Here is a 14,255-nt window from a genome sequence, read left to right as displayed (position 1 = left end):
CATCATACGAATTATATCCCCGGCGCTCTGAGAGTTGAGACGCCGGGCCAAGGTGTTTGAGACCCTCGCACCGACCGCTTTTTCCTGTTCCACACCCTATCCGAAGGACGCCCGCAATGTGCGCCGACACGACCGACACCCCTGAAAAGCTCGACTATAAATCAACTTTGAACCTGCCGAAGACGGATTTTCCGATGCGCGCGGGACTGCCCAAGCGTGAGCCCGAGTGGCTGGCGCGCTGGGAGCAGATCGGGATTTATGATCGGTTGCGGGAGAAATCAGGCCGGGAGAGTTTCACGCTTCATGACGGGCCGCCCTATGCCAATGGGCATTTGCACATCGGGCATGCGCTGAACAAGACGATCAAGGATATGATCGTGCGCAGCCATCAGATGATGGGGTTTGATGCGCGCTACATCCCCGGTTGGGATTGCCACGGTTTGCCCATCGAGTGGAAGATCGAGGAGCAATACCGCAAGAAGGGGCGCGACAAGGACGATGTGGCGATCAATGATTTTCGCGCGGAATGCCGGAAATTTGCGGCTGGTTGGGTGGACATCCAGCGAGAGGAATTCAAGCGTTTGGGCATCACGGGGAATTGGGCTGATCCGTATCTGACGATGGATTTCCATGCCGAGCGGGTAATTGCCGAGGAGTTCATGAAGTTCCTGATGAACGGCACGCTTTATCAGGGGTCCAAGCCCGTGATGTGGTCGCCGATTGAGCAGACCGCACTGGCCGAGGCGGAGGTCGAGTATCACGACAAGGAAAGCTTTACGGTTTGGGTGAAGTTTAAGGTGGTGATCAATGAGGGTGCGGTTGCTGGGATAGATTTTGCGCCAGAGCCGAAAATCCCCGGCGTCCTAGGTATTGAAGATTTACAGAATGCATACGTCGTGATTTGGACGACAACACCCTGGACGATGCCGTCCAACAAGGCGGTGGTTTACGGGGAGAATATTTCCTACGGACTTTATGAAGTAACAGGCTGTCCCGAAGAATCTTGGGTTTCTGTCGGCGACCGCTATTTGCTAGCCGATAATCGCGCCGCTGATGTAATGGCCCATGCGCGCCTTGAAGAAGGCATGTATCGCCGGGTGCGTGACGTGAGCAGCGAAGAGCTTGCAAGCATTACCCTCTCACACCCGTTGGCCGGAGCCGAAGACAGTGATGGCGAATGGGACGAGATCCGCGATTTCCGCGCCGCTGATTTCGTGACCGATGATGAAGGTACCGGGTTTGTGCATTGCGCGCCCAGCCACGGGATGGAGGAATATGAACTCTATCGCGATCTGGGCATGCTGCAGGACGTGATCACTTACAACGTCAATGATGACGGACGGTTCCGCGATGATCTGCCGTTCTTTGGCGGCAAGGCCATCCTCAAACCAAACGGCAAGGAGGGGAATGCCAACGCCGCCGTGATCGACAAGCTGGCGGAGGTCGGTGGGCTGCTCGCACGCGGCAAGATCAAGCACAGTTATCCCCATTCCTGGCGCTCCAAAGCGCCGGTAATCTATCGCAACACGCCGCAGTGGTTTGCCGCCATCGACAAGCCGGTGGGCGATGGGCTGGACATGCACGGCACCACCATCCGTGAGCGCGCGTTAACAGAAATCGACAACGTCAACTGGACGCCGAAATCCGGGCGTAACCGCCTCCATTCGATGATGGAAGCGCGCCCCGATTGGGTGTTGTCGCGCCAGCGTGCCTGGGGTGTGCCGCTCACGTGTTTTACCAAGAAGGGCGTCTTGCCCACAGCCGATGATTTCCTGTTGCGCAACGCGGATGTGAACCAGCGTATCGTGGAGGCTTTCGAGGCCGAGGGCGCGGATGCATGGTACGCCGAGGGGGCCAAAGAGCGGTTCCTGACCGGCATCGTTGATCCGAACGCCTACAATCAGGTCACCGATATTCTGGATGTGTGGTTTGATTCTGGCTCAACCCACGCCTTTACCTTACGCGACCGGGCGGATGGGTCCGAGGACGGCATCGCGGATGTCTATATGGAAGGTACGGATCAGCATCGCGGCTGGTTCCATTCGTCATTGCTGCAATCAGTGGGAACCACCGGACGCGCGCCTTACCGCAATGTCGTGACGCATGGCTTCACGCTGGATGAAAAGGGCATGAAAATGTCCAAAAGCTTGGGTAACACCATCGTGCCGGAGAAGATCGTGCAGCAATATGGCGCGGATATCCTGCGGCTCTGGGTGGCGCAGACGGATTACACGCTGGACCAGCGGATCGGGGCCGAAATCCTCAAAGGTGTGTCCGACAGCTATCGCCGCCTGCGCAATACCATGCGCTATATGTTGGGGTCATTGAATGATTTCAGCGAGGCGGATCGGGTGGATCCGAGCGATATGCCCGAGTTGGAGCGCTGGGTGCTGCACCGTCTGGCCGAGCTGGACAAGACCGTGCGCGAGGGATACGCGCGGTTTGATTTTCAAGGCGTGTTTCAGGCGGTCTTTACCTTTGCGACCGTGGATTTATCAGCGTTTTACTTCGATGTGCGCAAGGATGTTCTCTATTGCGATGGCGATACGACGGAGCGACGCGCCGCGCGCACAGTGCTGGACCTGTTGTTCCATCGGCTGACGACGTGGCTGGCACCGATCATGGTGTTCACCATGGAAGAGGTCTGGTTGGAGCGCTTCCCCGGTACGGATAGTTCGGTTCATCTGACGGATTTCGCCGAAACACCGAGCGAGTGGCTCAATGAAGATTTGGGTCGCCGCTGGATTTACATCCGACAAGTGCGGAAAGCTGTAACAGAAGAAATCGAACATTGGCGGCAGGACAAAAAAATTGGTTCTAGCCTCGAAGTTAAGCCGACAGTTCACTTCTATTTGGATGAAGACAGAAGGTGTTATGAAATGTATATTGAGGGATATATTTCTGAAAAAGAATTTTCTGATGTATGTGTGACCTCAGACGCTAGTTTCTCCATAGAAAACCCACCAGGTTTGGACGCTTCAGTGAAAGTAGCGGTTATCAAGGGCGTCTTCCTTGAAAAGGCGACGGGCGAGAAATGCGCGCGCTGCTGGAAGGTTCTGCCGGATGTCGGGGATCACACCCACCCCGGCGTTTGTGCGCGGTGCGACAGCGCCATCGCATGAATAGGGATGAGGGTCCGGCGGTGCGCCACGCCGCCCCCTCGTGATCAGGAACGACTGAGCCTGGGCACGTCAGGGCGTGACCTTGATGGGGACGTGGATTGCGCAATAAGCGGGTTGCTGTACCGGGTTCAGTGGGACAGGATCGAATGATGCTAGAAGCCACAGTTCATACGCAATTTGGATCGCTGATCGTCGCGCAGGACGGCGGGTACATCGTGGCTTTGCGCTGGGGTGTTTCAGCGCGAAGCGACGAAACGGAAATTTTGCGTGAGGCCGTGCGGCAGATCAAGGCCTATGATGCGGGAATGCGCGAGAGTTTCGATCTGCCGTTGCGGGTGCGGGCGAGCGCATTTCAACGAGACGTCTGTGATGCGATCTATGCAATCAAATTTGGGGATACCTGCACATATGGCGATATCGCCAAGACGCTGAAGGTACCAGCACAAGCGGTCGGGCAGGCCTGTGGCGGTAATCCAATCCCGATCATCATCCCGTGCCACCGGGTTCTTGGGGCCAAGGGGCTTACCGGATTTTCGGGCGCGGGGGGTGTGGAGACGAAGGTTGCCCTGCTGCGCCATGAAAAGGCGGCTGGATTGCTCATTTGAACAAAGGTGGCCTGAAAGCCCACCTTACGCGCTCACACAGAGGTTGGATTTGACGCACCGTAGGGTGGGCTTTCAGGCCACCTTTGGCAAGGTTCAAACCTCTCCTTCGGTGGGAAACATCTGTTGCGCAATCCCTGCGAAAACGAGGTAGATTGATGTCACCACCAGCCCCCAATGCGCCCAGCTTTGTGGGTGAAAATCGACCCAGGCGGCCCAGCCGGCAAAAAACGTCCAGCCAATCGCCACAGGCAAGGTGACAGCGCGCCAGCGTTCCGTGCGAACGGGGTGCACGAATTTCAACGGTACGAACATGGCAATCGCCAACACCGTGACCATCGCAAGGGACACCCAGAAATTGGGCTCCAGCGCAAAAATCACCAGCACCAGCATATTCCAGCACCCCGGAAAGCCGGAAAACGAATTATCCTTGGTTTTCATGCGAGTATCGGCAAAATAGAGCGCGGAGGCAAAGGTGATCACGATAATGGCGAACCATCCCGTCCAGCCATCCATCAGCCCTGACTTAAACAGCGCGAAAGCGGGGATAAACACATAGGTCAGATAATCGATGATAAGGTCCAGCAGGACCCCATCGAACTCCGGCGCATTCGTTTTGACATCATAGTGGCGCGCCAGGGGGCCATCGATGCCATCGACGAAAAACGCGACCACCAGCCACAGGAACATCAGATCCCATTCGCCATCCACAGCGGCCAGCATGGCCAGCATTGCAAAAACGGCACCTGTGGCGGTGAAGAGGTGCACCAGGAGTGCGCGCAGTTGAACAGTCATAGCCTGTGTTTGCCGCAAGCCACCGCCGGATGCAAAAGGAAAAACCCCGTCACGCGATGAGAGCGGGCATTTCCTGGCGTCGCGTCCCCGTCACATCACTTGGCGAGGCGGACCTCTTCCAGCGGATAGGCCAGAAAATCCTGATCTTCCCAGGCGGCATGACAGTCATGGCAAAACGCCTGCTTGAATTTCATCGATTTGCCGTTGGGTTGCAGCCCGCCATAGAGCCAGTCATCGGTTTCAGCGGCCCCGCCGCTTGCCAGTTTTGTCATGATAAAAAGCGGGCCGGGGCGTGCGGCTTTCTTCTTCTTGCTGATGCTCACGCTCTACTTGGCCAGAATTGACCCGACGGGCATCTGCACATCTTCTTCGGCAAATTTCAGGTATTCTTCGGCGGCGATGTCATTGGCAAAGGTTTGCAGCAAGCGATTGCCATGCGGGCCAGCCACGGCGGGGCGCGTTGATGTCACGGTCCAGCCGCGATAATTGCTGCCGGTTGCGTCGCGCTCTTTGGCATATCCAGCGGCCATGGCGTCTTTGACGCAGTCATAAAGCGCGACAACCTGTGTCTCGTCCAGATCAAAGGCGCTTTGCACATCCACCGGGCAATCGGCGGCATATGAACCCGTGGCGGTCAGCGACAGGGCGGTTGCAAAAATGCTCAGGCTGAAATGTCTCATGAAGATCCCTCAAATACGATGTGCGGCGGAATGCCGCAGGGAAATCCTTCGCACGGCAGGGGTGCTGCGCGCAGTACACCATTGCGCACAAACCTGTGAGCGCCTTCAGGCCTTTGGGTGGGCGCGCTCGTAAACTTCCATCAGGCGGGCCGTATCCACCGCCGTATAGGTCTGGGTGGTGGAGAGCGAGGCATGGCCCAGCAATTCCTGAATGGCGCGCAGGTCACCGCCAGCATCCAGCAGATGTGTTGCGAAACTGTGCCGCATTGCATGCGGCGTCGCGCTGGCGGGCAAGCCCAATTGCATGCGTGCACGGGCCATGACTTTCTGGATCGCGCCTGGCCGAAGGGGTCCCCCCCGCACCGCATGGAAAAGAGGTCCGTTTGTCTCAAGCGGATGCGGACAGGCGCGCAGATAGGCATCCACCGCCACCCGAGCGGCAGGCACCACCGGCACCACGCGCTCCTTGCCACCCTTGCCGATGATGCGCAGCACTTCGGGCAGGGGCGCATCATCGCCGCGCAATCCCAAGGCCTCGGAGATCCGCAGCCCGCAGCCCCAGAGCACCGTCACAACGGCAACGTCGCGCAGCGCGACCCAGGGCTTTTCCGATTGCAGCTCGATCGCGTCAATGAGGTTGCGCGCCGCGTCCTGTGCCAATGGGCGGGGCAGTTTTTTCTGAAATTTCGGGGCGCGGATGGAGAGAACGGCCGTGGGTTCAAACCCCTCCCGCTCCGCCAGCCAGCGATAAAACGCCTTTACCGCCGAGAGTTTACGCGCCATTGAGCGCGCGCCAAGTCCCGTGCCGCGCGCCTGTGCCATCCAGGCACGCATGTCGGTCACGTTGATGCGGGCGAGGGCGGCCAGACCCTGCTGGTCGGCTTTGTATTCGGTGATGAAGGCGAGGAATTCGGTCACATCGCCCTGATAGGCCGTGATTGTGTTGCCCGCCGCGCCCTTGAGGGCACTTTGATGGCTCAGCCAGTTTTCAAGCGCGTCGCGTGCGGCGGGGCTGATCAGGCTCATACCAGCCAGCGGCGCAGGATTCGTTCCGCGGCACTGGCCAGAAAATCGAGCAAATCCGTGCCCTGTTGAGGGGCAAACATAAGCGGATCGCAGGAGGCCAGGACCAGCAGGCCAGCGCCCATATCCCCCCCCAGATCAAGCGTCAGGCAGGCTTCGGATTGCATTTGCTCCGCTTTTTCGCCGTAAATGAACGCCGTCCCCCCTTGGATCTGGCGCAGGATTACTTTGCGGGCGCCGCTCTGTCCTCTGGTGCCGAGGTAAGTATTGATGAACCCCGCATCGCCAATCCGCAGCACGTCATCGGGGGTATTGGCGAAAAGCGCGCCGTCCGGATCACCGGAGTCCAGCACCAGCTTGATACCATCCACACGCAGGATGTCGCCAATTTCACCGCCCAGATCGTGCAGGAACCCCTCCGGGGTCTCAGGCTCCATCATCCGCAGGATCGCACGGTGGATTTGTTGCGTGCCGGCGAGGTTTTCGTAAGCGGCGGCAATGACAGAGCGGTGGGTGTTTTCCAGCCGGTCCAGCTGGTTTTCCATACGCGCCATGGCGATCCCGCGCAGATCGACGATATTATCGCCCAGAGAGCGGTCATTCGCCGCAATCAGCGCCTTCATGACATCGCTGTCTTCAAGGATCACATCGGGGCGCGACATGATTGCCTCGCGCAGGGCGTCTTCGATTTTTGGGGTGCTGCTCATTTGATGCTCTTTTGTTTTTTCATACAGGTATCACAAAACCCCTATGAAATCTGCACTCAAATGAGCCCGCCCCCTCAAGATCGTTGCGGGTGTTGCTGTTCGGTGCCAGCGCCTTGAGGTCACGGGCACCGAAGTTTGAGCGGTAATCAGATGATTTTCTGACCGGTCTTGGCCCAATCAGCCATGAACTGCTCCAGCCCCTTGTCGGTCAGCGGGTGGGTTGCGAGTTTCTTGATGACCTCGGGGGGCGCGGTGATCACGTCAGCGCCAATCAGCGCGGCGTCCTGCACGTGGTTCACCGAGCGAATGGAGGCAGCAAGGATCTGTGTTTCAAAGCCGAAATTATCATAGATCGTACGGATGTCCTGGATCAATTCCATGCCGTCCAGATTGATGTCATCGAGCCGCCCGATGAACGGGCTGATGAAAGTCGCGCCGGCTTTGGCGGCCAGAAGCGCCTGATTGGCGGAGAAACAAAGCGTCACATTGACCATTTTGCCCTCTCCCGACAGCACTTTGCAGGCCTTCAGCCCGTCCCAGGTCAGTGGCAGTTTGACGGTGATGTTCTGGGCGATTTCCGCCAGCTTGCGCCCCTCGGCGATCATCGCTTCGGCTTCCAGAGCGACCACTTCGGCGCTCACCGGGCCTTGCACAATCGCGCAGATTTCCTTTGTGACTTCGAGGATATCGCGCCCGGATTTCAGGATCAGGGAGGGGTTTGTCGTGACCCCGTCCACCATGCCAAGGTCGTTAAGCTCGCTGATGGCCTGGGTGTCGGCTGTGTCGACAAAGAATTTCATCCGTAGTGTTCCTTTCGAAAATTGATGTGACCGCTAACAGGTTTGTCTCTTGCGCTTGGCTTTAGCGCATGATCTGCGATGCTGAAACCCTGAAATGTCCCCTTCCTCCGGAGCTTGCCTGTTGAGCCTGCCGCAATTTTACGAGCCTGGTGATCTGATCGGTGTGCTTACCACGCAGCCGCTGGGGCGTGCGCTGGATTATCGCGCGCCCGAGGGCGGGTGCCATCTGGGCGCTTTTGTCGAGGTGCCTTTGGGCCCGCGCAAGGTGTTGGGCGTGGTCTGGGGGCCGGGGCAGGGGGATTATGATCGCACGAAAATTCGCGCGGTGATGCGGGTGCTGGATGTGGCTCCGATGCGTTTGGAAATGCGCCGCTTTCTGGAGCGGGCGGCGGATTATACGCTGACGCCGATGCCCGCGATGTTGCGTTTGGCGACGCGCGCGCCGGGGCTGGGTGATCCGCCCTCGATGCGCAAAATCTACCGGCGCGGTGCGAACGAGCCGGATAAGATGACGGCGGCGCGGCGCAAGGTTCTGGATGCGCTGAGCGCTTATGGCGATCTGGCATTTACCCTCAAAGAGCTGGCCGAAATGGCGGGCGTGGGGACGTCTGTGGTTAAGGGGCTGGTGGCGCAGAATGCGGTGGCCGAAGAGGACAGCCCACGCGATTTGCCTTTTGCACGCCTTGATCCCGCGCTGCCCGGCAAGGCACTAACCCCGGATCAGGCGGCAGGGGCCGCGCAATTGGCGGACGCTGTTGCAAGCGAAACCTATGGCACCACATTGTTGCGCGGGGTGACGGGATCGGGCAAGACCGAGGTCTATTTGGAGGCGGTCGCGGCGGCTCTGCGCTCGGGACGTCAGGCGCTTGTGTTACTCCCTGAAATCGCGCTGACGGCGGAGTTCCTGACGCGGGTGCAGGCGCGGTTCGGGGCAAAACCGGCTGAGTGGCATTCCGGGGCGACCATGACCGAACGGCGCCGCATTTGGCGCATGGTCGGGCAGGGGGATGCGCAATTGGTGATCGGTGCGCGCTCGGCGCTGTTCCTGCCGTTCCAGAACCTTGGCCTGATCGTGGTCGATGAGGAACATGACACATCGTATAAGCAGGAGGAGGGCGTACTTTATAATGCGCGGGATATGGCGGTGTTGCGCGCGTCGATCTGCGGGGCGCAGGTGGTGCTGGCCTCGGCCACGCCCAGCCTGGAGAGTTGGGCCAATGCGCAGGCGGGCAAGTATAAGCGTCTAGAACTAACCTCGCGCTTTGGCCCTGCTGTCATGCCGGAGATGCGCGCGATCGACATGCGGGCCGAGAAGCTGCCCTCGGATCGGTGGGTCTCCAAGCAATTGCAGGACGCGGTCACCGCACGCCTTGAGCGGGGTGAACAATCGCTGCTGTTCATAAATCGCCGGGGCTACGCCCCGATTACATTATGTCGGGCGTGCGGGCATCAGATCGGGTGCGATGATTGCGACGCGCGCATGGTGGAGCACCGGTTTCTCAAACGGCTCGTGTGCCATCAATGCGGCGAGAGCAAACCGATGCCAGAGGTGTGCCCGTCCTGCGAGGTCGAGGGTCGTTTGGCGGCGGTGGGTCCGGGTGTGGAGCGGTTGGGCGAAGAAGCGGCAGCGCTGTTTCCCGAAGCACGGATTGCAACGCTTAGTTCAGACATGTACGGCACCGCGCGCGCCCTCAAGGCGGAGATTGAGGGGATTGCTGAGGGGGCTGCCGACGTGATCATCGGCACGCAACTGGTCGCCAAGGGGCATAATTTTCCCAAACTGACGCTGGTGGGGGTGATTGATGCGGACCTTGGCCTGCAAGGGTCCGATCTGCGCGCCGCAGAGCGCACGTTTCAATTGATGCGCCAGGTCGCGGGGCGGGCCGGGCGCGCTGAAAAACCTGGTACTGCTTTGATGCAGACCTATCAACCCGAACATCCGGTGATCCGTGCCATTCTGGCAGGGGACGAGGAGCGGTTCTGGGCGGCGGAGGCGCGGGAACGCGAGGCCGCTGGCGTGCCGCCCTATGGGCGCATGGCCGGGATCATTCTGAGCGGGCCGGATGTGGCGGCGGTCTTTGAGGCGGGTAACTCGCTGGCACGACAAGACGCCCCCCTGCGCGCCATCGGAGCGCAGGTTTTCGGGCCCGCGCCCGCCCCCATCGCCCGCGTGCGCGGGCGTCACCGGGTACGCCTGCTGGTCAAGGCGGAGAAATCCGCGCCCCTGCAAGCGGCTCTGTCCAAATGGGTTGCGCAGCTGCGCCTCAAGGGCGATCTGCGTCTGGCCGTGGACATCGACCCGCAGAGTTTTTATTGACGTGCGTGCACAGGACCCTTGCGCTTTTGCGTCTCGCCAAGTCGCGACAAAAGGCATAGACAAATTCCATGGCCAGATTTGTTCCCCTTGCCGATGCACGGCACATGCCGCTTTGGCGCAGGCCCATCACGCTGCTGTTCGTCATGGCCTTTGCGATGCCGATTGCGTTCTTCACCTGGTACGCGCTGCTGAATAATTTCACCAAGGAGGTCGCGGGTTTTGATGGGGCCGACATTGGCCTGCTGCACACGATCCGCGAAATTCCGGGGTTTCTGGCCGTGGGTGTGATCGCCGTGATCATGGTGATGCGCGAACAGGTGCTGGGGCTTGTGTCGCTGGTCCTGCTGGGCTGTGCCACGGCCATCACCGCCTGGTTTCCAGAGCTTACGGGTATCCTGATCCTGACCTTCCTCAGCTCGGTGGGCTTTCATTATTACGAGACGGTGAACCAATCGCTGCAATTGCAATGGCTGCCCAAGGACAAAGCGCCACAAATCCTGGGCTGGTTGCTGGCTGCTGGGTCGGCGGCGACGTTCATCGTTTATTTCGTGATCATGATCCTGTGGGAGCCGCTGGGGCTCACCTATAACATCGTCTTTATGGCAGGGGGCGGGGTCACGGTCGCCATCGCGATTTTCGCCATGATCGCCTATCCGCAATTCGAGGCCCCTCATCCGCAGATCAAACGCATGATCCTGCGCAAACGCTATTGGCTCTATTACGCGCTGCAATTCATGTCGGGCGCGCGGCGTCAGATCTTCATGGTTTTTGCGGGCTTCATGATGGTCGAGAAATTCGGCTTTCAGGTGCATGAGGTCGTTGGCCTCTATCTGATCAACCTGGTGATCAACATGGCGGTCGCCCCCTTTCTCGGGCATATCGTGGCGCGTTTTGGCGAACGCAATGCGCTGGTGTTTGAATATGCCGGGCTGGTCTGCGTGTTTCTGGCTTACGGCGGCGTCTATTTCTATGACTGGGGGTTTCAGGTCGCCGCATTCCTCTATGTGATTGATCACATGTTCTTTGGGCTGGCGTTGGCGATGAAAACCTATTTCCAGAAAATCGGTGACCCCGGCGATATCGCGCCCACTGCCGCCGTGGCTTTCACGATCAATCACATCGCGGCGGTGTTCCTGCCGGTGCTGCTCGGCCTGATCTGGCTGGTGTCTCCCGCTGCCGTTTTCCTGATGGCGGCCGGTATGGCCAGCATCTCGCTGATCCTCGCCACGATGATCCCGCGCCATCCCGAAAAGGGCAATGAGACGATTTTCGCCCGCGTGGTCCCGGCCCCGGCGGAATGACGCAAGGCCGCTTTCTGACGGGCTCCACCATGGGGCATGTCGTTCGGATGACGGCGACCGGGGCGATGGGCATCACTTTCGTGTTTCTGGTAGATGCCGCCAACCTGCTGTGGATTTCGCAGCTTGGGGACGCCACGCTCGTTGCTGCCATCGGCTTTGCTTTTGCGGTGCAGTTCTTCTCCGTCTCCTCCGGCGTTGGTCTGATGATCGCCGCGACCGCGCTGGTGTCACGCAGCATCGGCGCAGGCCAGCGCGACGCGGCGCGCGAACAGGCCGGGGCCGCCATCATCATTGCCGCCACCATTCAGGGGCTGGTGGCCACGCTCGTCGTCCTGTTGCGCCATGACCTTATTGCGCTGGCCGGGGCCACGGGGGAAACGGCGGCCCTTGCTGCGCGCTACCTCGCCTTCACCATGCCGTCGCTGGTGTTTATGGCCGTTGGGATGATCGCCTCCGGTGTTCTGCGCGCGGATGGCTTCGGAGCCAAGGCGATGTATGTGACGTTGTTGTCGGGGAGCTTGTTGATGGTGATCGACCCGATCCTGATCCTGGGGTTGGGGCTTGGGTTGGACGGGGCGGCGATTGGATTGTTCAGCTTTCGCATCGCGCTCATGGGGCTGGGGCTCTATTTCGCGGCCCACCAGCACGGGTTAATCGCCTTACCCTCGCGCAGCCGCCTCGCGCGGGTTCTGCGCCCCTATATGCTGGTCGCCTTGCCCGCGATCGCGACGCAGATGGCGACCCCTGCGGGGAATTACTTCCTGACCATCGTCATGGCCCCGTTTGGTGATGACGCGGTGGCGGCCTGGGCTGTGGTGGGGCGCTTGACGGTTGTGGCCTTCGGCGGTGTCTTTGCGCTGTCAGGTGCCGTTGGTGGCATTTTCGGTCAGAATTTTGGCGCGGGGCAATATGATCGGCTGCGCAGCACCTACCGCGACGCTTTGATATTCTGTCTGGCCTATACGATGGCCACATGGGGCGTGCTGTTCCTGGCGACGCCCTATGTGATCGCGGCCTTCGGGCTGACCGGGCAGGGGGCAGAGGTGCTTTATGCCTTCTCGACGATCGGTGTCGGCGGGTTCATCTTTATCGGTGCCTTGTTCGTGTCCAATGCCGCCTTCAACAATCTGGGCAGGCCGGGGCGCTCGACATTGGTGAACTGGACCAAGGACGGGGTGCTCAGCTGGCCTGCGGCGGCGTTTCTGGCAACGATCTATGGCGCGCCGGGGGTGATCTACGGGCAGGCCGCGGCCAGCGCGCTTGTCGGTCTGCTCTCCGCGCTCTGGGGGTGGCATTTCGTGCGCGGATTGCGCGCAGATGCGCCCGACCCGCTTGACCTTCCCGCCGCGCGGCCCTACCCGAACCCGGACCGCTATCGGAGAGACTGATGCCTACGTTCACCGCCCTGACGACTCTGCCTGGCAAAGCCGCCGCCGAAAATCTTGGTGCGGCGATGGAGAACCTGATGCCCGAGCCGACCGGCATTGGTGTGTTTGAGGTCGAGGACGGCTCGGGGCTTTGGGAGGTTGGCGGTTACTTTACCGAAATGCCCGATGATACGGCGCTGACCCTACTTGCGCTGGCCATGGGGGCCAAACCTTTCGTGGTATCCGAACTGCCCGAAACCGATTGGGTGGCGCATGTGCGCCGGGAGCTTTCCCCCGTCGCTGCGGGGCGGTTTTTTGTTTATGGCAGCCATGACGCCGATAAGGTGCCACAGGGCTGCGAGCCGTTGTTGATCGAGGCGGCGATGGCCTTTGGCACCGGGCACCACGGCACGACCTTGGGCTGTCTGCGCGCCCTGGACCGGCTCGCGAATGCCGGGGTCGTCGGAGAAAACGTCGTTGATATCGGCTGCGGGACGGCGGTTCTGGCGATGGCAGCCGCGCGGATCTGGCCGCATCCGGTTCTGGCCAGTGACATCGATCAGGTTGCGGTTGAGGTTGCCGCCAGCAATGCGGCCGCCAACGGGTTGGAAGGGCGTGTGATCTGCGTTGAGGCCGCCGGGTTCGATCATCCGGCTCTTTTGGAGGCCAGCCCCTTTGATCTTGTCTTTGCCAATATCCTCAAGGGCCCGCTGATCGCCCTGGCACCGGACATGGCGCGCCACCTGAAACCTGGCGGATATGCGATCCTGTCGGGCATCCTGAATGAGCAGGCCGATGATGTGATCGCAACCTACGCTCATGCAGGCCTCGGCCTCCACCACCGCGAAGAGATCATGGATTGGACGACCCTGACCCTGGTCAACACCGAGCGCTGAACCCCTAATGCGCGACCGCCTGCTCTGCACCGGGTCCGGGACAAAAAATATGGCACGAAAAAACCGCCCCTTCCGGCAAGAAGAGGCGGTTTCATTCAGGCGCGCCGATCAAAAGGGGCGCGCGATCCTCATCAGCGGATGATGTTTCTATCTGCGATAGCGTCGATGTCCGACCGGCTCAGGCCGATGTCATCCAGTTCCCGGTCGCTCAATGCGGCCAAAGCGTTACGTGTCACGCGGGCGTCGTTCCAGGCAACAACAGATGTTGTGATATCGGAGATCATGGCAAAGAAACGGCTTACTGCGGATGCGGTGCCGTAGGTGGTGCGGGATGTGTCGAATGTAGACATTTGGGCCGTCCTCTTTTTGAATGTGAACCGGTCGGGCCGGTGTGTGATGAAGGGCAGATAGGGTGTGCCCGAATTTTCAGCAAGGTGAGAACTTGCATGTGTGATATGCGCGCCGTGCATGGGTCGTTGGGTTGGTTAACCATAGGTAAATAAACAATAAATAATGATTGAGATCTGTCGGAAATCGGTCCTGAAGTGACGTATTTCGGCCCGGAAATTGCGGTATCACCCCGTGGCGCAGCCTATGGCGATGTCAAAAGGAACCGCTTGGCGGATGTTCGCCATTCGTGCTAAT

At 59.8% G+C, this 14,255-nt stretch carries 13 protein-coding genes; 6 read left to right on the top strand and 7 right to left on the bottom strand.

Annotation, left to right across the window (positions count from 1 at the left end; all coding sequences use genetic code 11):
* The first annotated feature begins 116 nt into the window (after positions 1-116).
* Together ileS and ROLI_RS12930 are read left to right on the top strand one after the other, a co-directional pair.
* A complete protein-coding gene (gene ileS, locus ROLI_RS12935) occupies positions 117-3,122 on the top strand; it encodes an isoleucine--tRNA ligase (protein WP_187430007.1) in 3,006 nt (1,001 codons plus the stop codon).
* Positions 3,123-3,271: 149 nt separating this feature from the next.
* Positions 3,272-3,727 (top strand): methylated-DNA--[protein]-cysteine S-methyltransferase, encoded by a 456-nt coding sequence (locus tag ROLI_RS12930; RefSeq protein ID WP_187430030.1) that lies wholly within the window; start codon positions 3,272-3,274, stop codon positions 3,725-3,727.
* 93 nt (positions 3,728-3,820) lie between these two features.
* On the opposite strand, the gene ROLI_RS12925 is transcribed toward ROLI_RS12930, so the two are convergent.
* The 6 genes from ROLI_RS12925 to fsa form a co-directional block, all read right to left on the bottom strand.
* Positions 3,821-4,519 carry a phosphatidylcholine/phosphatidylserine synthase gene (locus ROLI_RS12925; protein WP_187430006.1) on the bottom strand — a complete coding sequence of 233 codons (699 nt, stop codon included), beginning with the start codon at positions 4,517-4,519 and terminating at the stop codon, positions 3,821-3,823.
* Between the two features lie 95 nt (positions 4,520-4,614).
* Entirely contained in the window at positions 4,615-4,842 is a 228-nt protein-coding gene (locus ROLI_RS12920) for a hypothetical protein (RefSeq protein WP_262386500.1), read from the bottom strand.
* A 3-nt stretch (positions 4,843-4,845) separates the two neighbouring features.
* Positions 4,846-5,199, bottom strand: coding sequence for a hypothetical protein (locus tag ROLI_RS12915; RefSeq protein ID WP_262386499.1), 354 nt, complete (start codon positions 5,197-5,199; stop codon positions 4,846-4,848).
* A 105-nt stretch (positions 5,200-5,304) separates the two neighbouring features.
* The gene (locus tag ROLI_RS12910; protein WP_187430005.1) at positions 5,305-6,225 is read right to left on the bottom strand and encodes a tyrosine recombinase XerC; all 921 of its coding nucleotides are present in this window, start codon (positions 6,223-6,225) and stop codon (positions 5,305-5,307) included.
* Positions 6,222-6,929 (bottom strand): DUF484 family protein, encoded by a 708-nt coding sequence (locus ROLI_RS12905; protein WP_187430004.1) that lies wholly within the window; start codon positions 6,927-6,929, stop codon positions 6,222-6,224. Before ROLI_RS12905 ends, ROLI_RS12910 begins: the two co-directional genes overlap by 4 nt.
* A gap of 146 nt (positions 6,930-7,075) precedes the next feature.
* On the bottom strand, positions 7,076-7,729 hold the full coding sequence (gene fsa, locus ROLI_RS12900; protein WP_187430003.1) for a fructose-6-phosphate aldolase: 654 nt from the start codon (positions 7,727-7,729) through the stop codon (positions 7,076-7,078).
* A 94-nt stretch (positions 7,730-7,823) separates the two neighbouring features.
* Between fsa and ROLI_RS12895 the strand changes: the two genes are divergently transcribed.
* From ROLI_RS12895 to ROLI_RS12880, 4 genes are all read left to right on the top strand, one after another.
* Positions 7,824-10,046 carry a primosomal protein N' gene (locus ROLI_RS12895; protein WP_187430002.1) on the top strand — a complete coding sequence of 741 codons (2,223 nt, stop codon included), beginning with the start codon at positions 7,824-7,826 and terminating at the stop codon, positions 10,044-10,046.
* Between the two features lie 68 nt (positions 10,047-10,114).
* The gene (locus ROLI_RS12890; protein WP_187430001.1) at positions 10,115-11,347 is read left to right on the top strand and encodes an MFS transporter; all 1,233 of its coding nucleotides are present in this window, start codon (positions 10,115-10,117) and stop codon (positions 11,345-11,347) included.
* Entirely contained in the window at positions 11,344-12,735 is a 1,392-nt protein-coding gene (locus ROLI_RS12885; RefSeq protein ID WP_262386498.1) for an MATE family efflux transporter, read from the top strand. Before ROLI_RS12890 ends, ROLI_RS12885 begins: the two co-directional genes overlap by 4 nt.
* Positions 12,735-13,610 (top strand): 50S ribosomal protein L11 methyltransferase, encoded by an 876-nt coding sequence (locus ROLI_RS12880; protein WP_187430000.1) that lies wholly within the window; start codon positions 12,735-12,737, stop codon positions 13,608-13,610. The genes ROLI_RS12885 and ROLI_RS12880 overlap by 1 nt, the downstream gene beginning before the upstream one ends.
* 131 nt (positions 13,611-13,741) lie before the next feature.
* Here ROLI_RS12880 and ROLI_RS12875 read toward each other — a convergent pair whose 3' ends face one another.
* Positions 13,742-13,960 (bottom strand): DUF1127 domain-containing protein, encoded by a 219-nt coding sequence (locus ROLI_RS12875; protein ID WP_187429999.1) that lies wholly within the window; start codon positions 13,958-13,960, stop codon positions 13,742-13,744.
* Positions 13,961-14,255: the final 295 nt, after the last annotated feature.

Source organism: Roseobacter fucihabitans (genome assembly GCF_014337925.2).
GTDB lineage: Bacteria > Pseudomonadota > Alphaproteobacteria > Rhodobacterales > Rhodobacteraceae > Roseobacter > Roseobacter fucihabitans.
Note: the sequence above shows the minus strand (reverse complement) of the source record. Positions and strands in the feature narration are given on the sequence as shown.

Excerpts from the sequence above, each read along its gene's own strand:
- ileS (WP_187430007.1), top strand. The coding sequence starts at position 117 with ATGTGCGCCGACACGACCGACACCCCTGAAAAGCTCGACTATAAATCA.
- ROLI_RS12930 (WP_187430030.1), top strand. The coding sequence starts at position 3,272 with ATGCTAGAAGCCACAGTTCATACGCAATTTGGATCGCTGATCGTCGCG.
- ROLI_RS12925 (WP_187430006.1), bottom strand. The coding sequence starts at position 4,519 with ATGACTGTTCAACTGCGCGCACTCCTGGTGCACCTCTTCACCGCCACA.
- ROLI_RS12915 (WP_262386499.1), bottom strand. The coding sequence starts at position 5,199 with ATGAGACATTTCAGCCTGAGCATTTTTGCAACCGCCCTGTCGCTGACC.
- ROLI_RS12910 (WP_187430005.1), bottom strand. The coding sequence starts at position 6,225 with ATGAGCCTGATCAGCCCCGCCGCACGCGACGCGCTTGAAAACTGGCTG.
- ROLI_RS12905 (WP_187430004.1), bottom strand. The coding sequence starts at position 6,929 with ATGAGCAGCACCCCAAAAATCGAAGACGCCCTGCGCGAGGCAATCATG.
- fsa (WP_187430003.1), bottom strand. The coding sequence starts at position 7,729 with ATGAAATTCTTTGTCGACACAGCCGACACCCAGGCCATCAGCGAGCTT.
- ROLI_RS12895 (WP_187430002.1), top strand. The coding sequence starts at position 7,824 with ATGTCCCCTTCCTCCGGAGCTTGCCTGTTGAGCCTGCCGCAATTTTAC.
- ROLI_RS12890 (WP_187430001.1), top strand. The coding sequence starts at position 10,115 with ATGGCCAGATTTGTTCCCCTTGCCGATGCACGGCACATGCCGCTTTGG.
- ROLI_RS12885 (WP_262386498.1), top strand. The coding sequence starts at position 11,344 with ATGACGCAAGGCCGCTTTCTGACGGGCTCCACCATGGGGCATGTCGTT.
- ROLI_RS12880 (WP_187430000.1), top strand. The coding sequence starts at position 12,735 with ATGCCTACGTTCACCGCCCTGACGACTCTGCCTGGCAAAGCCGCCGCC.
- ROLI_RS12875 (WP_187429999.1), bottom strand. The coding sequence starts at position 13,960 with ATGTCTACATTCGACACATCCCGCACCACCTACGGCACCGCATCCGCA.